General features: G+C 71.3%; 18 protein-coding genes. 6 read left to right on the forward strand and 12 right to left on the reverse strand.

Annotated elements, in window-relative coordinates; translation table 11 throughout:
* Nucleotides 1-142 precede the first annotated feature (142 nt).
* Nucleotides 143-1330 (reverse strand): adenosine deaminase, encoded by a 1188-nt coding sequence (locus tag ACLF5H_RS24580; protein ID WP_421678192.1) that lies wholly within the window; start codon nucleotides 1328-1330, stop codon nucleotides 143-145.
* Nucleotides 1331-1486: 156 nt separating this feature from the next.
* Between ACLF5H_RS24580 and ACLF5H_RS24585 the strand changes: the two genes are divergently transcribed.
* Nucleotides 1487-2251: an alpha/beta hydrolase gene (locus tag ACLF5H_RS24585; RefSeq protein ID WP_421678193.1), complete on the forward strand. Its 765-nt coding sequence runs from the start codon at nucleotides 1487-1489 to the stop codon at nucleotides 2249-2251.
* Between the two features lie 44 nt (nucleotides 2252-2295).
* On the opposite strand, the gene ACLF5H_RS24590 is transcribed toward ACLF5H_RS24585, so the two are convergent.
* Nucleotides 2296-3249 carry a LysR family transcriptional regulator gene (locus tag ACLF5H_RS24590; RefSeq protein ID WP_421678194.1) on the reverse strand — a complete coding sequence of 318 codons (954 nt, stop codon included), beginning with the start codon at nucleotides 3247-3249 and terminating at the stop codon, nucleotides 2296-2298.
* Nucleotides 3250-3311: 62 nt separating this feature from the next.
* Between ACLF5H_RS24590 and ACLF5H_RS24595 the strand changes: the two genes are divergently transcribed.
* The 3 genes from ACLF5H_RS24595 to ACLF5H_RS24605 all read left to right on the forward strand — a co-directional run bounded on the left by ACLF5H_RS24595 (nucleotide 3312) and on the right by ACLF5H_RS24605 (nucleotide 7038).
* A complete protein-coding gene (locus tag ACLF5H_RS24595; protein WP_421678195.1) occupies nucleotides 3312-4589 on the forward strand; it encodes an MFS transporter in 1278 nt (425 codons plus the stop codon).
* A gap of 233 nt (nucleotides 4590-4822) precedes the next feature.
* On the forward strand, nucleotides 4823-5833 hold the full coding sequence (locus ACLF5H_RS24600; protein WP_421678196.1) for a sigma-70 family RNA polymerase sigma factor: 1011 nt from the start codon (nucleotides 4823-4825) through the stop codon (nucleotides 5831-5833).
* Nucleotides 5834-6117: 284 nt separating this feature from the next.
* Nucleotides 6118-7038 carry an AEC family transporter gene (locus ACLF5H_RS24605; protein WP_421678197.1) on the forward strand — a complete coding sequence of 307 codons (921 nt, stop codon included), beginning with the start codon at nucleotides 6118-6120 and terminating at the stop codon, nucleotides 7036-7038.
* Nucleotides 7039-7043: 5 nt separating this feature from the next.
* Here the strand turns inward: ACLF5H_RS24605 and ACLF5H_RS24610 are convergent, their stop codons facing one another.
* The 8 genes from ACLF5H_RS24610 to ACLF5H_RS24645 all read right to left on the reverse strand — a co-directional run bounded on the left by ACLF5H_RS24610 (nucleotide 7044) and on the right by ACLF5H_RS24645 (nucleotide 15842).
* The gene (locus tag ACLF5H_RS24610; RefSeq protein ID WP_421678198.1) at nucleotides 7044-7208 is read right to left on the reverse strand and encodes a hypothetical protein; all 165 of its coding nucleotides are present in this window, start codon (nucleotides 7206-7208) and stop codon (nucleotides 7044-7046) included.
* 115 nt (nucleotides 7209-7323) lie between these two features.
* Nucleotides 7324-8607: a thymidine phosphorylase gene (locus tag ACLF5H_RS24615; protein ID WP_421678199.1), complete on the reverse strand. Its 1284-nt coding sequence runs from the start codon at nucleotides 8605-8607 to the stop codon at nucleotides 7324-7326.
* Between the two features lie 76 nt (nucleotides 8608-8683).
* Nucleotides 8684-9088, reverse strand: coding sequence for a cytidine deaminase (locus tag ACLF5H_RS24620; RefSeq protein WP_421678200.1), 405 nt, complete (start codon nucleotides 9086-9088; stop codon nucleotides 8684-8686).
* Nucleotides 9085-10377 (reverse strand): ABC transporter permease, encoded by a 1293-nt coding sequence (locus ACLF5H_RS24625; RefSeq protein WP_421678201.1) that lies wholly within the window; start codon nucleotides 10375-10377, stop codon nucleotides 9085-9087. The genes ACLF5H_RS24620 and ACLF5H_RS24625 overlap by 4 nt, the downstream gene beginning before the upstream one ends.
* Nucleotides 10377-11504, reverse strand: coding sequence for an ABC transporter permease (locus ACLF5H_RS24630; protein WP_421678202.1), 1128 nt, complete (start codon nucleotides 11502-11504; stop codon nucleotides 10377-10379). The genes ACLF5H_RS24625 and ACLF5H_RS24630 overlap by 1 nt, the downstream gene beginning before the upstream one ends.
* Nucleotides 11501-13060, reverse strand: coding sequence for an ABC transporter ATP-binding protein (locus tag ACLF5H_RS24635; protein WP_421678221.1), 1560 nt, complete (start codon nucleotides 13058-13060; stop codon nucleotides 11501-11503). Before ACLF5H_RS24635 ends, ACLF5H_RS24630 begins: the two co-directional genes overlap by 4 nt.
* Before the next feature lie 212 nt (nucleotides 13061-13272).
* A complete protein-coding gene (locus ACLF5H_RS24640; RefSeq protein WP_421678203.1) occupies nucleotides 13273-14328 on the reverse strand; it encodes a BMP family lipoprotein in 1056 nt (351 codons plus the stop codon).
* Between the two features lie 284 nt (nucleotides 14329-14612).
* The gene (locus ACLF5H_RS24645; RefSeq protein WP_421678204.1) at nucleotides 14613-15842 is read right to left on the reverse strand and encodes an amidohydrolase; all 1230 of its coding nucleotides are present in this window, start codon (nucleotides 15840-15842) and stop codon (nucleotides 14613-14615) included.
* Nucleotides 15843-16116: 274 nt separating this feature from the next.
* On the opposite strand from ACLF5H_RS24645, the gene ACLF5H_RS24650 reads away from it, so the two are divergent.
* Both ACLF5H_RS24650 and ACLF5H_RS24655 read left to right on the forward strand, forming a co-directional pair.
* Nucleotides 16117-16476 (forward strand): methyltransferase domain-containing protein, encoded by a 360-nt coding sequence (locus ACLF5H_RS24650; RefSeq protein ID WP_421678205.1) that lies wholly within the window; start codon nucleotides 16117-16119, stop codon nucleotides 16474-16476.
* 21 nt (nucleotides 16477-16497) lie between these two features.
* A complete protein-coding gene (locus ACLF5H_RS24655; protein ID WP_421678206.1) occupies nucleotides 16498-16899 on the forward strand; it encodes a hypothetical protein in 402 nt (133 codons plus the stop codon).
* A 12-nt stretch (nucleotides 16900-16911) separates the two neighbouring features.
* Here ACLF5H_RS24655 and ACLF5H_RS24660 read toward each other — a convergent pair whose 3' ends face one another.
* Together ACLF5H_RS24660 and ACLF5H_RS24665 are read right to left on the reverse strand one after the other, a co-directional pair.
* The gene (locus ACLF5H_RS24660; RefSeq protein ID WP_421678222.1) at nucleotides 16912-17913 is read right to left on the reverse strand and encodes a hypothetical protein; all 1002 of its coding nucleotides are present in this window, start codon (nucleotides 17911-17913) and stop codon (nucleotides 16912-16914) included.
* Nucleotides 17862-18554: a Cys-every-fifth RiPP peptide CefA gene (locus ACLF5H_RS24665; protein WP_421678223.1), complete on the reverse strand. Its 693-nt coding sequence runs from the start codon at nucleotides 18552-18554 to the stop codon at nucleotides 17862-17864. Before ACLF5H_RS24665 ends, ACLF5H_RS24660 begins: the two co-directional genes overlap by 52 nt.
* Nucleotides 18555-18590: the final 36 nt, after the last annotated feature.

The raw sequence follows: 18590 nt of genomic DNA on the forward strand, positions 1-18590 counted from the left end.
GTGATTGCGTCCTTGAATGCGGAGACGGAAAACTTCAGGAGCGGTCCATGACCGTAAACGCGTCGCGCCCCGGCCCGCAAACACCAAAATGCGGACACCTGGTGAAAGCGTGTCCGCATTCCGTACCGCGAGAGGCGACCGCCTACCCCTCGGAACTCACAGAACCGCTGGTGGGAGGCGTCCGCTGAAACAGCCATTCGGATTTCAGTTCGGCATATCCGGGCTTGATGACGTCATTGATCATCGCAAGACGTTCATCGAAAGGAATGAACGCTGATTTCATCCCATTGACAGAGAACCATTGGAGGTCGTCGAGCGTATAACCGAACGCGTCGACAAGGTGCTCGAACTCCTGGCTCATGCTGGTGTGCGACATAAGACGATTGTCGGTATTTACCGTGGCCCGGAACAGAAGCTTGCGCAGCAGCCCGATCGGATGCTCGGCGTAGGAGGGCGCGGCCCCCGTCTGGAGATTGGAACTGGGGCACAGCTCCAGCGGGATCCGCTTGTCCCGGACGTACGAAGCGAGCCGCCCGAGCCGCACCGACCCGTCCGGCCGGACCTCGATGTCGTCGATGATCCGCACCCCGTGCCCGAGCCGGTCGGCGCCGCACCACTGCAACGCCTGCCAGATGGAGGGCAGTCCGAAGGCTTCTCCGGCGTGGATGGTGAAGTGGTTGTTCTCGCGCTTGAGGTACTCGAAGGCGTCCAGGTGCCGGGTGGGCGGGTGCCCGGCCTCGGCTCCGGCGATGTCGAAGCCGACGACGCCGGAGTCCCGGTAGCGGTTGGCGAGTTCGGCGATCTCCAGGGAGCGGGCCGCGTGCCGCATCGCGGTGAGCAGGGCGCCGACCCGGATCCGGTGCCCGTTCTCCCGGGCGAGCCGCTCGCCCTGCCGGAACCCCTCGTTGACCGCCTCGACGACCTCTTCCAGGGTCAGCCCCCGCTCCAGGTGCTGCTCGGGCGCGTACCGCACCTCGGCATAGACCACCCCGTCCTCGGCGAGGTCCTCGGCACACTCCCGGGCGACCCGGACGAGCGCCTCCCGGGTCTGCAGCACGCCGACGGTGTGCCGGAAGGTCTCCAGATAGCGTTCCAGGGACCCGGAGTCGGCGGCCTCGCGGAACCAGATCCCCAGCTTGTCGGGATCGGTCTCGGGAAGCTCCGTGTACCCGCCCTCCCGGGCGAGTTCGACGACGGTCCCGGGCCGCAGCCCGCCGTCCAGATGATCGTGCAGCAGAACCTTGGGCGCCCGGCGGATCTGGTCCGGCGTCGGTACATGCCCCGGCACATTCGCCGGAACGGTCCCCTTCGGTGCAGTCTGGCTCGTCATTTCCGCACTGTACTGCCTACGCGCGTAGAAAGCTCCGGCTCGGCGGCCGGACACGTCCGGACGTTTTCCGCCTGCTTTCCGTCTTCTTTACGTCGAGACCCAACGGTGACCGCGCGGACGGGTTTTGTACACCGTGGCTTCTGACACTGTTCTGTCATGGGACAGCAAGCATCGCCGGTCCGAACGGCCGGGCTGGGCAAGGTGGTCGGGCCGGGGCCGGAATCGGTGTGCGGGGTGGTGCTGCTGCTGCCCGGTGGGGAGGAGGTCTCCGCGCGCAGGCCGTCCATGGTGGGGGCGACGGCGTTCGTGCGCTCGCTCGGCAGGCGGTTCGTCCGTACCGGAAAGGGCGAGGGCCTGGCCGTACACACCGTCCGCTACCGGTACCGGGGGTGGAACGGCAGCGAGGCGCATCTGGCCGCCGACGCGGAGTGGGCGGCGGACGAGGTCGTACGGCGGTACGGGGATGTCCCGGTGTGCCTGGTCGGCGTCGGCATGGGCGGCCGGGCGGCACTGCGGGCGGGCGGGCACGAGGCCGTCAACTCGGTGGTGGCGCTGGCCCCTTGGCTGCCCGAGGAGGATGTGGCCGCGCCCGCCGAGCCGGTGAAGCAGCTGGTGGGGCGGCGGGTGCTGATCGTGCACGGCACGAACGACGAGCGCAGCGACCCGGAGCTGTCGTTCCGGCTCGCGGCGCGGGCGAAGAAGGTGAACCGGGAGGTGTGCCGGTTCGAGGTGCACTCCGACGGGCACCGGCTGGGCGGCCACCGGGACGAAGTGGAGTGCCTGGCCGCCGACTTCATGCGGGGCGCGCTGTTCGGCCACCCGGTGTCCCGGCCGGTCGAGGACGCGCTGGCGGCGCCGCCGCCGATAGGGCTGCGGATGCCGCTGGCGGTCGGGTTCGGCAAGTCGCTGCGGCGGCGGTGAACCAGCGCAGCCCGTAAGGGGGTTCGAGGAGCCCGTAAGGGGGTTCAAGAAGGGAGCAGGTTGCCCCTTCGCGACAGCAGGAACTTCTTGAAGGCGGCGACCGGCGGGGTGTCCGGGCGGTCGGCCGGCCAGGCGACGCCGATCTCGCGGACGGCGCGGGGCGCGGTGACGGTCAGTTCCACCACGCCCGGCCGCGGCACCGTCGGCGGCGGCAGCAGCGCGACCCCGAGCCCGGCCGCGACCAGACCCCGCAGCGTCTCGGCCTCCTCGCCCTCGAAGGCGATCCGGGGCGCGAATCCGGCCTCGCGGCACAGGGCGTCGGTGATGCGCCGCAGGCCGTAGCCGGGTTCCAGGGTCACGAAGTTCTCCTCGGCCGCCTCGGCCAGCCGGATCCGGCGGCGGCCCGCGAGCGGATGGTCGGCGGGCACGACGAGGCGGAGTTTCTGTTCGTCCAGGCGGCGGACGACGAGGTCGGGGGCGTCCGGTACGGGCGAGGTCAGGCAGAGGTCGAGGCGGCCCGCGCGCATCCCCTCCAGCATGGCCTCGCCGTAGTTCTGGACGAGGCTGAAGCGGATGCGCGGGTGCTCGGCGCGGAAGGCGCCCAGCAGTCCGGGCACGGTCTCGGCGCCCATGGTGTGCAGAAACCCGAAGGCGACCTTGCCGGTGGCGGGGTCGGCGTCGGCGCGGACCTCCTCGGCGGCGCGTTCCACCTCGCCGAGGGCGCGTTCGACGGAGGCGAGGAAGGTGCGGCCCGCGGTGGTGAGGACGAGGGTGCGGCCGCGCCGGGCGAACAGGTCCACGCCCAGGTCCTGCTCCAGGCGGGCCATCGCGCGGGAGAGGGTGGACTGGGGGACGTTCAGTTCCTGGGCGGCGCGGGTGACGTGCTCGTTGCGGGCCACTCCGGCGAAGTAGGCGAGGCGCGGCGCGAGCAACAGCGCCATGTCTTCTGTGTCACCGGATGGTGACAGGCGGGTCTCTGACCTCTGCTGATGCTCCATGGGAACGATTATGGCGATTCCATGCATTGGACGGATGAGAGGCGCGTCCTTACGGTCGAAGCATGTCTCCCGCCAGTACCGGGGCGTCCACCCTGGACGCCGCGTCCCCTGTCATCACCACCCCCTCCTCCGACTCCCGGCTGACCCCGGGCGGCCCCGGCTACCGCCGGATGAGCTTCGCCCTCTTCCTCGCCGGGGTCGCGACCTTCGCCCTGCTGTACTCCACCCAGGCCCTGCTGCCGCTGATCTCCGACGACTTCGGGGTCGCGGCGAGCGAGGCGAGCTGGACGGTGGCGGCCGCGACCGGCGGGCTCGCGCTGTTCGTGCTGCCGATGAGCGCCCTGTCGGAGCGCTTCGGGCGTCGTACGGTGATGACGGCTTCGCTGGCGGTCGCGGTGGCCGTCGGTCTGCTGGTGCCCTTCGCGCCCTCGATCGGCGCGCTGATCGCGCTGCGCGCGGTGCAGGGCGCGGCCCTCGCCGGGCTGCCCGCCTCGGCGCAGGCGTATCTGGCCGAGGAGGTGCGCCCGCGCGCGCTGGTCACGGCGATCGGCCTGTTCGTGGCGGGCAACAGCGTCGGCGGCATGAGCGGCCGGGTGATCACCGGCTGGGTGGCGCAGATGTGGGGCTGGCGGGTGTCGGTCGGGGTGATCGGGGTGATCGCGGTCGGGTGCGCGGTGGCGTTCCGGCTGCTGCTGCCGGCGCCGCGGCACTTCAAGGCGGGTTCGCTGCGCCCCCGGGTGCTGCTGGGCACGGTCCGCACCCATCTCTCGGATCCGCTGCTGCGCCGGCTGTACGCGATCGGCGCGCTGTTCATGACGGTGTTCGGCGGGGTGTACACGGTGATCGGCTACCGGCTGACGGGCGCGCCGTTCGGGCTGCCGCAGGGCATCGTGGGTTCGATCTTCCTGGTCTATCTGGTGGGCACGGTCTCGGCGTCCACGGCGGGCCGTCTGGTGGGCCGGCTCGGCCGCCGCGGCGCCCTGTACCTGGCGGGCGGTACGACGACGGCGGGGCTGCTGCTCTCCCTCGCCGGGTCCCTCCCCCTCGTCCTGCTCGGCCTGGTGCTGATCACCGCGGGCTTCTTCGCGGGCCACGCGGTCGCCTCCTCGGCCGTCAGCAAGACCGCCACGCACGGCCGTGCCCAGGCTTCCGCGCTCTATCAGTCCGCCTACTACATCGGCTCCAGCGTCGGCAGCACGGTCGGCGCCCTGGCCTTCCACGCGGACGGCTGGCCGGGCACGGTGGCCATCGGCCTGCTGGCCGTCCTGGGCGTCGTGACCATCACGGTGCTGGGATCGCGGGCGGCGCGGGTGGCGGCGCGGCCGGTCGCGGCGCACTGAGCCTTCCGGACATGGGACGGGTGAGGGGTACGGGCCGTACGGTCCCGTGCCCCTCACGCGCGTCCAGAACCGATCACAATCGGTCCTAGTCGCTCTGAACTGCTCCGAACTGCTCCGAGTTGGTCGCTTTCTTGCTCCTTCTCGCTCCGCCGGTCGTTGTCAGTGGGCTGGGGTAGCTTGCGAGGTGCTGGGCGTGCGGGCGCGTACGGGACGGCCACAGGGGCGGGTGGGCGATGAGTGAGGACACGGCGGCGGGGATCGACGTCGCGCTGGAGAAGCACCGGACCGAGCTGACCGGGTACTGCTACCGGATGCTCGGCTCCTCCTTCGAGGCGGAGGACGCGGTGCAGGACACCCTGGTGCGGGCCTGGCGCGGGCACCAGCGGTTCGAGGGGCGGTCCTCGCTGCGCTCGTGGCTGTACCGGATCGCGACGAACGTGTGCCTGGACATGCTGGCGGCGGGCAGCAGGCGGGCCCGGCCGATGGATCTGTCCGACGCGACCCCGCTGGCGCGGGCGGCGCTGTCCCCGCGCCCGGACCACACCTGGCTGGAGCCGGTGCCGGACGCGCGGGTGCTGCCCTCGGTGGCGGATCCGGCGGAGGCGGCGGTGGCCAAGGAGTCGATCCGGCTGGCGTTCATGGCGGCGCTCCAGCGACTGCCGCCCAGGCAGCGGGCGGTGCTGATCCTGCGCGAGGTGCTGGCGTGGCGGGCGAGCGAGGTCGCCGAGCTGCTGGACACGTCGGTGGCCTCGGTCAACAGCGCGTTGCAGCGGGCGCGGGCCACCCTCGCCGAGCGGGCTGGCGCGGGCGCGGCGGGCGAGGTGTCCGATCCGCTGGACGAGGAGCAGCAAAAGCTGCTGGAGCGCTATGTGAAGGCGTTCGAGGGGTACGACATGGCGGCGCTGACGGCGCTGCTGCAGGAGGACGCGGTGATGACGATGCCGCCGTTCGACCTGTGGCTGCGCGGTCCGGCGGACATCACCGGTTTCATGAGCACGATCGGGGCGTCCTGCGCCGCCTCCCGGCTGGTGCCGGTGCGGGCGAACGGACTGCCCGCCTTCGCGCACTACAAGCCGGACCCGGAACACGGCGGGTTCGGCCCCTGGGCGGTGCAGGTGCTGGAGCTGTCAGAGGGCCGGATCACCGGTTTCCACTGCTTCCTCGACACCCGGCGCTGGTTCCCCCTCTTCGGGCTGCCCCTCCGTCTGGAAGCGGAGTCCGACGGCGGCGAGGAGCGCGCGTAGCGCGGGGGCGGGGGCGCGCAGCCGGATCCGGCCGCCGCAGCGGCGGGCGGCGAGTTCCAGGCGGGCCGGCAGGTCCACCTGGGCGAGACCGGGAGGCCCGAGCGCGCCCGTGTCGCAGACGACGACACGGGCGCGGGCGCCGGTGCGCTCCAGCGCGGACCGTACGGCGTCGCAGAGCGCCGGTGTCTCGGCGCGCTCATCCGCGACCGGCGACCTGCGACCCGCGACCGGCATCACCTGAATCACATTGACCAACTCCTCCACCGGGCTGGAGGGTTGGGACCGTGACGGGGGTACTGAGCGGGTTCGCGGTGATCGCGATCGTCATCGGGGTGGGCTACGTACTCGGGCGGCGCGGGACGCTCGGCGCGCAGGGCATGGACGTGCTGACCCGGCTGGCGTTCCTGGTGGCGGGCCCCGCGCTGCTGTTCACCACCCTGGCCAGGGCCGACCTGTCGGTGCTCTTCTCCGCCCGCCTGCTGGTGACGGCGCTGAGCACGGCGGCGGTCTCGGCCGTCTTCGTGGCGGCGGGGGTGGCACGCGGGTGGGGTGTGGGCCGTACGACGATCGGCGCGCTGTGCTCCGGTTACGTCAACTCGGGCAACCTCGGGATCCCGATCGCCGCGTATGTGCTGGGCGACGCGTCCCTCGTGGCGCCGGTGCTGCTCTTCCAGGTCGTCCTGGTCACGCCGATCGCGCTGACCGTCCTCGATCTGTCCGGCATGGGCGAGAAGGGCACGCTCGGGCAGCGGCTGCTGACCCCGCTGCGCAATCCGATCGCGGTGGGTTCGCTGTCCGGTGTGGTGGTCGCCGCGGCGGGCTGGAAGCTCCCCGGTCCGGTGATGGACCCGCTCACCCTGATCGGCAACATGTCCGTCCCCGCGGCCCTGCTGGCCTTCGGCATGTCCCTGCACGGCAGCGCGGTCCCCTGCCGCGGCCGGGACCGCCGACTCGTGCTGCTCTCCGTGGCCTTGAAGTCCCTGGGCCAGCCCCTGGCCGCGTGGGCCCTCGCCACCTCCCTCTTCCACCTCCACGGCGCCCCCCTGCTCGACGTCGTCGTCACCTCCGCGCTGCCCGCCGCGCAGAACCTCTTCACCTACGCCAGCCGCTACCACGTCGCCCAGTCCCTGGCCCGCGAGTCGATCCTGCTGTCGACGGTGGTGTCGGTACCGGTGCTGGTGGGGGTGGCGGCGGTGCTGGGGTGACCCGCTCAGCCGACGGCCACGGTGAGCCGAAAGGGGGCGGGCAGGTCGAGGGGCGCCCCGAACCCCGCCGAGCCGAGAACACGGTAGGCGCCGCCGCCCGGAGTGCCGTACAGCGTGACGGTAGGACCGCCGCGTCGGTTCGCGTCCAGACCCAGAGCAGCTCGTCCCATGCGCTCGTCGTCGTCAGGTAGTCGCCCTCGAACTCGTCCATGGGCCCGTCACACACGCCGAACGGGACCGGTGCAGCTCCACCGGTCCCGTTCGCCCCTATGAGGGAACCGCAGGTCAGGCGATACGTTCCAGCACCACCGGCGTCGCCGAGAACCCGGTGCCCGGGGCGGCGATGTCGTAGGAGCCCGACACGGCCTCCAGGGCGTAGTCGAAGCGCTCCGGGGTGTCCGTGTGGAGGGTCAGCAGGGGCTGGCCCGCGGTGACGGTGTCGCCCGGCTTGGCGTGGAGTTCGATGCCGGCGGCGGCCTGCACCGGGTCCTCCTTGCGGGCGCGGCCTGCGCCGAGGCGCCAGGCGCCGATGCCGATGTCGTACGCGTCCAGGCGGGTCAGGACGCCCGAGGAGGGGGCGGTGATCACATGCTGCTCGCGGGAGGTGGGCAGCGCGGCGTCCGGGTCGCCGCCCTGGGCCGCGATCATCCGGCGCCAGGCGTCCATCGCCGAGCCGTCGGCCAGCGCCTTCGCCGGGTCGGCGTCCTTCAGGCCCGCCGCGTCCAGCATCTCCCGCGCCAGGGCGAGGGTCAGCTCGACGACGTCCGCCGGGCCGCCGCCCGCGAGGACCTCCACCGACTCGCGGACCTCCAGCGCGTTGCCCGCGGTGAGGCCGAGCGGGGTGGACATGTCGGTGAGCAGGGCGACCGTGCGCACCCCGTGGTCGGTGCCCAGGCCCACCATGGTGGAGGCCAGCTCGCGGGCGTCCGCCAGGTTCTTCATGAAGGCGCCGGTGCCGACCTTCACGTCCAGCACCAGCGAGCCCGTGCCCTCGGCGATCTTCTTGGACATGATGGAGGAGGCGATCAGCGGGATCGCCTCGACCGTCGCGGTGACATCGCGCAGGGCGTACAGCTTCTTGTCCGCGGGGGCGAGGCCGTCGCCCGCCGCGCAGATCACCGCGCCGACGCCGTCGAGCACGTTCAGCATCTCCTCGTTGGAGAGCAGCGCGCGCCAGCCGGGGATGGACTCCAGCTTGTCCAGGGTGCCGCCGGTGTGGCCGAGACCCCGGCCGGACAGCTGCGGCACCGCCGCGCCGCAGGCCGCGACCAGCGGGGCCAGCGGCAGGGTGATCTTGTCGCCGACGCCGCCGGTGGAGTGCTTGTCGGCGGTCGGGCGGGCCAGCGTGGAGAAGTCCATGCGCTCGCCGGAGGCGATCATGGCCGCCGTCCAGCGGGCGATCTCACGCCGGTTCATGCCGTTGAGCAGGATCGCCATGGCGAGCGCGGACATCTGCTCGTCGGCGACCTCGCCGCGCGTGTACGCGTCGATGACCCAGTCGATCTGCGCGTCGGTCAGCTCGGCGCGGTCCCGCTTGGTGCGGATCACGGAGATGGCGTCCATGGCCATGGCTGATGGCTTCCTTCCGGGAGGTGCAAGGGGTACGGCCCCCCTGTGCGGATGCGCCAGGAGGGCCGTACGGGAATTACTTGGTGAGATGGTCCGGGCCGAAGGCCTGGGGCAGCATCTCGGACAGCGGCAGGACGCCCGCGGGGGTGTCCAGGAGCAGGTCAGGTCCGCCGAACTCATAGAGCAGCTGACGGCAGCGCCCGCACGGCACGAGCAGCGAGCCCGCGCCGTCCACACAGGTGAAGTGCGTCAGACGGCCGCCACCCGTGCGCTGGAGCTGCGACACCAGGCCGCACTCGGCGCACAGGCCGAGGCCGTACGAGGCGTTCTCGACATTGCAGCCGGTGACGGTGCGGCCGTCGTCGACCAGGGCCGCCACGCCGACCGGGAAGCCGGAGTAGGGGGCGTAGGCGTGTGCCATCGCCTCCCGGGCCTCGGCGCGCAGCGCCTCCCAGTCGAATCCGGCCGCGTTCTCCGTCACTTGCCCTGGCCCTTCCGGTACCGCATGCCGTCCGCCTTCGGCATCCGCAGGCGCTGCGCGGAGAGCGACAGCACCAGCAGCGTGACGACGTACGGCGTGGCGCCCACGAAGTCGCTCGGCACCTCGTCGGTGAACAGGTACCAGACCAGCACGACCGCCGCCACGACCAGGCTGATCGCGCCGTGCCACGCGGCCTTGCGGTACACCTTCCAGGCTGCCAGGGCGACGAGCAGGACGACCAGCAGGAGCAGCAGCGCGTGCACGGTCGTACCGCCGTTGCGCAGCTGGAGGGCGTCGGAGTATCCGAACAGGCCCGCGCCCATGGCGAGGCCGCCCGGCCGCCAGTTGCCGAAGATCATCGCGGCGAGGCCGATGTAGCCGCGGCCGCCGGTCTGGCCCTCCAGATAGGTGTGCGAGGTGACCAGCGCGAGGAAGGCGCCGCCGAGGCCGGCGAGACCGCCGGAGACGGCCACGGCCGCGTACTTGTAGCTGTAGACGTTGACGCCGAGCGACTCCGCCGCGATCGGGTTCTCGCCGCAGGAGCGCAGCCGCAGCCCGAAGGGGGTGCGCCACAGCAGCCACCAGCTGCCCGCGAACAGCACCGCGGCCAGGATGGTCACCACGGACAGATGGGTGACCAGGCCGCCGATCACGCCGGCGAGGTCGGAGACCAGGAACCAGTGGTGCTTCTCGATCGACTGGAGGCCGTCGGACAGACCGGGGATCGTGATGTCCGGCAGGGCGTCCACGGGCGGGGACTGCTTGGGGTTGCCGCCCGCGTTGGACGCGGCGTCGCCGGTGAAGCTCAGCTTGGCGAGGTACTGGGTGGCACCGAGCGCGAGCAGGTTGAGCGCGACACCGGAGACGATGTGGTCGACGCCGAAGGTGATGGTGGCGACCGCGTGCACCAGACCGCCGAGGGCACCGAAGCCGATGCCGCACAGCAGGCCGAGCCAGGGGCTGGACTGCCAGCCGGCCCAGCCGGCGCCGAAGGTGCCGAGGATCATCATGCCTTCGAGGCCGATGTTGACCACGCCGGCCCGCTCCGACCACAGACCGGCCAGACCGGCCAGACCGATCGGCACGGCGAGCCCGAGGGCGGCGCTGACCTGGCCCGCGGAGTCCAGGTCCTGCGAACCGGTGATCATCCGGACCGCGGCCAGGAGCAGCAGGCCGCCCGCGACCAGCACCAGGATCTGACCGAGGGAACGGCTCGAACTCCTGGGCGTTTTGGCGCCCGCGGCCTTGGGCGCCGCCGGCGGCGGCGCGTCGGTCATCGTGGCAGTCATCACGCCACCTCCAGCTTCTTCGTCGGGGCGGCGGCCTGGGCGGCGAGTTCGGCGCCGACCTTCTGCTGCTGGCGCTTGAGGCCGTAGCGGCGCACGACCTCGTAGGCGATCACGACGCACAGGACGATGACGCCCTGGATCACGCCGAGGATCTCCTTGTCGTAGCCCTGGAACTCCAGGTGGTTGGTGGTGCGCTCCAGGAAGCCCCACAGCAGGGCGCCGAGCGCGATACCGATCGGGTTGTTGCGGCCGAGCAGCGCGATGGCGATGCCGGTGAAGGCGATGCCGGTCGGGAAGTCGCTGCTGAACTGGTAGCTCTCGTTGAGCAGGGTCGGCATGCCGATCAGACCGGCCGCCGCACCCGAGATGATCATGCTGGTGACGACCATTTTCTTCACCGACACACCGCTCGCGGTGGCCGCGCTCTCGGACTGGCCGACGGTGCGCAGGTCGTAGCCGAAGCGGGTGCGGCCGAGGACGAACCAGTAGGCGATGCCGACGAGCGCGGCGACGACGATGAAGCCGTCCAGGTCGCCGCCCGGACCGGTGTTGATCAGGAAGAAGTGCGAGGCCGACGGGAGCGGCTTGGTCGCGACGACGGTGCCGCCCTGGTAGAGGTGGGCGAGCTTGCCGGGCTGCAGCAGGTAGCCGATGATCGCGGTGGCGATCGAGTTCAGCATGATCGTCGAGATGACCTCGCTGACGCCCCGGGTCACCTTGAGGACACCGGCGATGGCCGCCCACACCGCGCCGGTCGCCATGGCGCAGATCAGGATCAGCAGCATGGAGAGCCAGCCCGGCAGGGTCAGCGCCCCGCCGAGGACGGCGGCGAAGAACGCGGCGAGCCGGTACTGGCCGTCGACACCGATGTTGAACAGGTTCATCCGGAAGCCGATGGCCACCGAGACGCCCGCGAGGTAGTACGTGGTCGCCTTGTTGAGGATGTAGACCTGGCTGTCGCTGGCGAAGCCGTAGGTCATCATGTCGCTGAAGGCGGGGCCGGGGTTCTTGCCGGTCGCGAGGATCACCAGGGCGGTGATGACGAGCGCGGCGACGATCGCGAGCAGCGGGGCCGCGACGCCGAGGAGCAGCCGCTCCTTGTCGATCCGTGAGGTCAGCTTCTTCATCGGGCGTCGTCCTCTGCGTGCTCCAGGTGGCCGGTGGCCGCACCCGTCATGGCGGAGCCCAGCTCCTCGGGGGTGATGGTGGCGGGGTCGGCGTCGGCGACCAGGCGGCCGCGGTACATCACCCGCAGGGTGTCGGACAGGCCGATCAGCTCGTCCAGGTCGGCGGAGATCAGCAGCACGGCCAGGCCCTCGCGGCGGGCCTCGCGGATGTGGTCCCAGATGGCCGCCTGCGCGCCGACGTCCACACCGCGCGTGGGGTGGGCGGCGATGAGCAGCTTGGGGGCGTGGCTCATCTCGCGGCCGACGATCAGCTTCTGCTGGTTGCCGCCGGACAGCGAGGCCGCGGTGACGTCGATACCGGGGGTGCGGACGTCGTACGACGCCACGATCCGCTCGGTGTCGGCACGGGCGGCCTTGTTGTCGAGCAGGAAGCCGCGGGAGTTGGGCTTCTCGGTGACATGGCCGAGGATGCGGTTCTCCCACAGCGGGGCTTCCAGCAGCAGGCCGTGGCGGTGCCGGTCCTCGGGGATGTAGCCGATGCCGGCCTCGCGGCGCCGCCGGGTGGCGCGCTGTGAGATGTCGGCGCCGTCGAGGGTGATGGTCCCGGCGTCCGGGTGGCGCATGCCCATGATGGCCTCGACCAGCTCGGACTGGCCGTTGCCCTCCACACCGGCGATGCCGAGGACCTCGCCCTTGTGGATGGTCAGCGAGACCTTGTCGAGGATGACGCGCTCGATGCCGTCGAGGTCGGTCTGGCCCAGGTGCAGGCCCTCGATGGTGAGCATCGGGACGTCGGTGACCGTGGACTCCTCGGTCTCCGGGGTGGGCAGCTCGCTGCCGACCATCATCTCCGCGAGCTGGCGGGGCGTGGTGGAGGCCGGCTCGGCGGTGCCGACCGTCGTACCGCGCCGGATGACGGTGATCTCGTCGGCGACGGAGAGCACCTCGCCCAGCTTGTGGGAGATGAAGATGACCGTGAGGCCCTCGGCCTTCAGCTCGCGCAGGTTGTCGAAGAGCGCATCGACCTCCTGCGGCACGAGCACGGCGGTCGGCTCGTCGAGGATGAGGGTGCGGGCGCCGCGGTAGAGGACCTTGAGGATCTCCACGCGCTGGCGGTCGGCGACGCCCAGCTCCTCCACGAGGACGTCGGGGCGCACGTTCAGGCCGTACGCGTCGGAGATCTCCTTGATCTTCGCGCGGGCCTTGCCGCCGATGCCGTGGAGCTTCTCCGCGCCGAGGGCGACGTTCTCCAGGACGGTGAGGTTGTCGGCGAGCATGAAGTGCTGGTGCACCATGCCGATGCCGAGGGCGATGGCGTCGCCGGGGTTGTTCAGGACGGCCCGCTCGCCGTCGATGGTGATGGTGCCCTCGTCCGGCTGCTGCATGCCGTAGAGGATCTTCATCAGAGTGGACTTGCCGGCGCCGTTCTCACCGCACAGGGCATGGACGGTGCCCTTGGCGACGGTGATGTCGATGTCACGGTTGGCGACGACGCCGGGGAAACGCTTGGTGATGCCGCGCAGTTCGACGGCAGCGGGAGGGCTGGACGCGTTGATGGCGCACTCTCCTCGGGGAAAGGGGCTGCGTAAGGGGAGGGAGGGCAGGCGTCGGCGACGCTAGCGCGGCAACTCTTAGCTACACGCGTAGAGTTGACACATTGTTATGGCCCGGCGAGGGGAGCGAGAACGGCTCCCCGCGCCGAGCCGGGGTCCGGTCGGGCCGGACCCTTACCTGCTGCTCAGGTCTGATGCCTGGCACTCAGGCGGGATCAAGGGGTGGTCTTGACCTTGATCTTGCCGTCGACGATCTTCTGCTTCGCGGCGTCCAGCTTGGGCTGGATGTCCTTCAGGAAGCCACCGCTGGTGGCCAGGGAGACACCGCCCTTGGCGAGGGAGTACACGTTGTTGCCGGCGAGCGGCTTGCCGTTCTTGACGGACTGGATGAAGTCGAAGACGCCGACGTCGACGTTCTTGACCGCGGAGGTCAGGATGGAGCTCTTGTACTTCTCCATGCCCGGGATGTTGTACTGGTCGGAGTCCACGCCGATCGCCCAGGCGCCCTTGACGCCGTTCACGGCCTCGATGGCGCCGGTGCCGGAGGAGCCGGCCGCCGTGTAGATGACGTCCGCGCCGTTGTCCAGCATGCCCTGCGCGGCCTGCTGGCCCTTGTCCGGGCTGGAGAAGCCGGAGGTGTCCTGGCCGTGGCTCAGGTACTGGACGTCGACCTTCACCTTGGGGTTGGTGTCGTGCACGCCCTGCACGTAACCGGCCTGGAACTTCTTGATCAGCGGGTTGTCGACACCGCCGATGAAGCCGATGTGGTTCTTCTTGGTCTTCAGCGCGGCGGCGACACCGGCCAGGTAGGAGCTCTGCTCCTCGGTGAAGGTGATGCTGTCGACGTTCTTGCCGTCCACGACCGAGTCGACGATGCCGAAGCTGGTCTTCGGGTACTTCGCGGCGATCTTCTGCACCGACGGGGCGTAGGCGTAGCCCACGGCGACGATCGGGTTGTAACCGGCGTCCGCGAGGTCCTGGAGGCGCTGCTCGCGGTCGGGCTCGGTGTCCGAGGTCTTCGCGGTCAGCTCCTTGATGGAGCCGCCGAACTGCTTCTCGGCCTTGTCGGCACCGCGCGCGGCGGAGTCGTTGAAGGACCGGTCACCACGGCCGCCGACGTCGTAGGCGAGACCGATCTTGATGCCGCCCTTGGCGCCGCCCGAGGAGGAAGAGCTGGCGTCGTCGGAGGACGTCTTGCCACACGCGGTGGCGGAAAGGGCGAGGGCTGCGGTGGCGAGACACGCAGCGGAAAGCTTGGCTACCCGGCGCACGGGAAGGCTCCTTCACCTGACCTGAGCGCCATGTCGGCGCTTGAGCCGAACACCCCGGCGGCGTCGGCTTCGCGGCATCGTAACGCGCGTAGATGTCGCAAAAAACCCTCTCTCGAAGCCGTTATCGATTCGAGGCAAACAGCATCTGAACTCGTTCTCCGAGTCCTCTCACGCGGCTGTCGCGCACAGTGCACGATTGGCTTGCGAGTGTGTTGCGCCGGAGCGGGCGACCCCTTAGGGGCGGCGGGGACGCCCGTCTCCACGGGGCACCCACCGCCCACGGGTCAGTCGTCGCTGTCGTCCAGGAACGCGGCCGCGGTGAACATCTCCACGCCGACCGTGATGGCGTGCTCGTCGGCGTCGAAGTCGCCCTGGTGCAGGTCGCGCACCGTGCGCTCGCCGGGGCGGCGGACGCCGAGCCGGGCCATCGCGCCGGGCACGTGCTCCAGGTACCAGGAGAAGTCCTCGCCGCCGAGGCTCTGCTCGGTGCTCTCCACGGAGTCCCGGCCCCGGCGTGCGGCCATCGCGCGGCGCAGCAGGTCGGCGGAGCCCTTGTCGTTGACGACGGGCGGCACCCCGCGGACGTAGTTGATCTCCGACTTGGCCCGGTGCATGGTGGCGACCTCGTCGATGGCCGCGTGCACGATGTCGGGCGCCTGCCGCCAGGCCTCCAGGTCCAGGCAGCGCACGGTGCCGGCCAGCTCGGCGTGCTGCGGTACGACGTTCGGGGCGTGGCCCGACTCGATACGGCCCCAGGTGAGGGCGAGGCCGACGCGGGTGTCGACGCGGCGGGCGATCAGCGCGGGGACGTCGACGGCGACGCGGGCGGCGGCGGTGACGAGGTCGGTGGTCAGGTGGGGGCGGGCGGTGTGGCCGCCGGGGCCGTCCAGCAGGACCTCCAGGCGGTCGCAGGCGCTGGTGATGGGCCCGTGCCGCAGCCCGACGCGGCCGGCGTCGACGCGGGGGTCGCAGTGCACGGCGAGGATCCGCCCGACACCGCTCAGCACGCCGTCCTCGATGGCGCCGAGGGCACCGCCGGGCAGTACCTCCTCGGCGGGCTGGAAGATCAGCCGTACGGGGCGGGTGAGCAGCCCCTTCTCGTGCAGGTCGGCGAGGACGAGGCCGGTGCCGAGCACGATGGTGGTGTGCATGTCGTGGCCGCAGGCGTGCGCGCGGTCGGGCACGGTGGAGCGGTACGGGCAGTCGGCCTTCATGTCCGGGATGGGCAGCGCGTCGATATCGGCCCGCAGCGCCAGCACGGGCACGTCGGGGCGCTCGCCCTCTTTCACACCGATGTCGCACACGAGCCCGGTTCCGGTGGCGAGGACGCGGGGGCGCAGCCCGGCCTTCTCCAGCCGCTCCTTGATCGCGGCGGTGGTACGGAACTCCTGGTTGCCCAGCTCGGGGTGCATGTGCAAGTCGCGGCGGAAGGCGACGAGTTCGGCGTGCAGGGACTCGCTCAGCACGCCGGGGAGCGCATCCCCCGCGAGGCCGGACTCGGACTCTAGGGACATCAATTGCTTCACCCTCTGAAGGGTAGGACGCCCGGGTGGCCAACTGCCCCTGGATCAACAAAAGTTCAGCCCGTTAGGGGAAGAAAATCTGACCGCTGGACGCATGACTGTGGACTGTGATGGGTAAAACCACTTTTTTCTCCTTCCACGCATACCACGCCTTGGCCGACTCACGCTCGCCATGTCCACGAACCGGACCTCCACTCGGCCCATAGCCACGAGGGTCACGACCCGTGACCGAGACGAGCGAGGACTTCCTCGGGGCGGGGCGCCGGTGGCCGGCCTGGGGAGCGGGCCCGGCGGCGTCACCGCGCTGCTGCACGAACTGGGGGTACCGGCGTTCGGCGTCGGCCTCTCCCCCGAGATGGTGGCACTGGCCCGCGAGACCCACCCTCAACTGCGCTTCCACACGGGCTCGATGACGTCCCTTGACATCCCTTCCGCGTCCCTCGGCGGCATCCCGGCCCTCTACTCCACGATCCCTGTGCCGGACGCCCGCCTTCCCCGCGTCTTCGCCGGATTCCACCGCACCCTGCGCCCCGGCACCCCGGCGAGCCCGGCCCTCGACTACTGCTGGCGCACCGCCGACCAGGGCGAAGACGTTCATCCTGGCCGGGCGGCCGTAGGGCGGTGAGGGGGTGGGTAGAGGTACGGCGTGGATGACAAGGACGAACGCCGGCAGTGGCTCATGGAAGTGCACGCGGAGCGGGACCGTCTGTTGCCGCTGCGCGCCGAGGCCACACGGACCACGATCGGCATGCTGCGCACCAACTCGGCCCACACCGGACAACCCGACCTCGTGCCCTATCTGAACCTGACCTATCTGATGGCGGTCAAGGAGGGCCGCGGCGACGACGAGCTGATGGCCTTCGCCCTGTCCCTGGCCAACTGGGCGGTCTCGACCGTCGCCGACCTGGCACAGCACACGGACCGAACCGTGGAGCAGGTCCTCGACAGCTACGAGACGGCGATCATGGCGGCGGCGGAGGCGGAGGAGGGGGACGAGACGGAGGAGGCGGAGGAGGAGACGGAGGAGACGGACGAGGAACCGTCGTAGAAGCGGCAGGGGCTACGCCAGGCTCACCGAGGTCAGGCGGTGCACGTCGGGGGCCGTTCCCGTCACGCCCGACAGGAAGCCCTGGGCGCGGGGGGAGGCGTTCTCCGTCAGCCAGGTCGGGTCGATGTCGCAGACCGCGACGCGGACGCCGGTGCCTGCCAGGGCCAGGGGGAGGGTGTGGACGACGGTGGAGGGGAAGCTGAGGATCGTACGGCCGATGGGGCCGCGGCGGGCGATCAGTTCCAGGGGGAGGTCCGGGCGGACGATCTCCAGGCCGGTCTCCCTGGCCAGCCGGTGGAGTTTCTCCGTGCTCTCGCGGCGGTGGGCGAAGTAGCGGGTGGTGCCGTGGGCCTTGGCCAGGGTGCGGACGGCCTCCAGGTAGGAGTCGCCGTCGACCACACCCGTCTCCACCAGGGACGTGCCCACCATGTCGGCGCCCTTGGTGATGCGCGGCGGCCCGAAGCGGGACCGGGTCCAGGAGAAGTCGTTGGCCGTGACCGTGACGCCGTCGGGAATCTCGCGCACCGGCATCGAGGAGAAGACCTCCACCCGGCGGCGCGCGCTGGGCGTCAGCCGACGGCGGGCCGAGGAGGACACCGGCGCGAAGAGCAGATCGCGGGGGCCGGGGCGGCCGCCCTTGCGGTGCCAGCGCACCAGGCGTTCGCCGCGGGCGAGTTGGGCGACGAACTCCATCGTCGCGGTGCCGTCGTCCACCACCACCAGGTCGCGCGCCCGGGTGATGGTCAGCAGCAGCTGGACGTAGCGGGAGAAGGGGTCGCCCATGACCACGCGGTCGGCGCGGCGGAGCATGCCGCTGAGGCCGCCGATGGTGGCGAAGGGCGCGGTCGGGCCGCCGCGGGCCTCCTCCCAGCGCACCCGGTAGCCCTCGTCCCGGGCCAGGTCGGCCATGCGGCGCAGCTGCCCCCGGGTCATGGGGTCGGTCGGGGCGAGTACGACGACCGTCAGCTCCGCGCCGGCCGGTGCGGCCGTGGCGCCGGCCACCGTCCGCCGCACCTGCGCGGGAACGGAGGAGAGCGGGCCGGAGGGGAGCGGGCCGAAGTCCGGTACGGGGGGCGCGCCCGATGCCGCCGCGGACGGTGACGCCGCCGCCGGGTCGGCATCACCGCCCGACGGGCCGGAGCCGGAAGGGCCGGAGCCCGACAGTCCCGAGCCGGACGGACCCGAGCCCGAGAGACCCGAGTCCGGCAGACCGGAGTCGGACAGGCCGGAGTCGGACAGGCCGGAGTCGGACAGGCCGGAGCCCGACAGTCCCGAGCCCGACGGACCCGAGTCCGGCAGACCGGAGTCGGACAGCCCGGAGTCGGACAGACCCGAGCCCGAGAGACCCGAACCGGACAGGCCGGAGGCGAGCAGGCCCGGGTCGGACGAACCCGAGCCCGTGAGCCCCGAGCCGGACAGGCCGGAGTCGGGCAGGCCGGAATCGGACAGGCCCGGGTCGGACAGACCCGAGCCCGCGAGCCCCGAACCGGACAGGCCAGAGTCGGGCAGGCCGGAGTCAGACAGACCCGAGCCGGACAGACCCGAGCCCGCGAGTCCCGAGCCGGACAGGCCGGAATCGGACAGGCCCGGGTCGGACGAACCCGAGCCCGCGAGCCCCGAACCGGACAGGCCGGAGGCGGACAGGGCGGTCGCACCCCCCGCCGCCCCGCCCACCGGCCGGACGCTCCCGC

Origin of the sequence: Streptomyces sp. LaBMicrA B280 (assembly GCF_049222185.1) — a bacterium.
GTDB classification, from domain to species: domain Bacteria; phylum Actinomycetota; class Actinomycetes; order Streptomycetales; family Streptomycetaceae; genus Streptomyces; species Streptomyces murinus.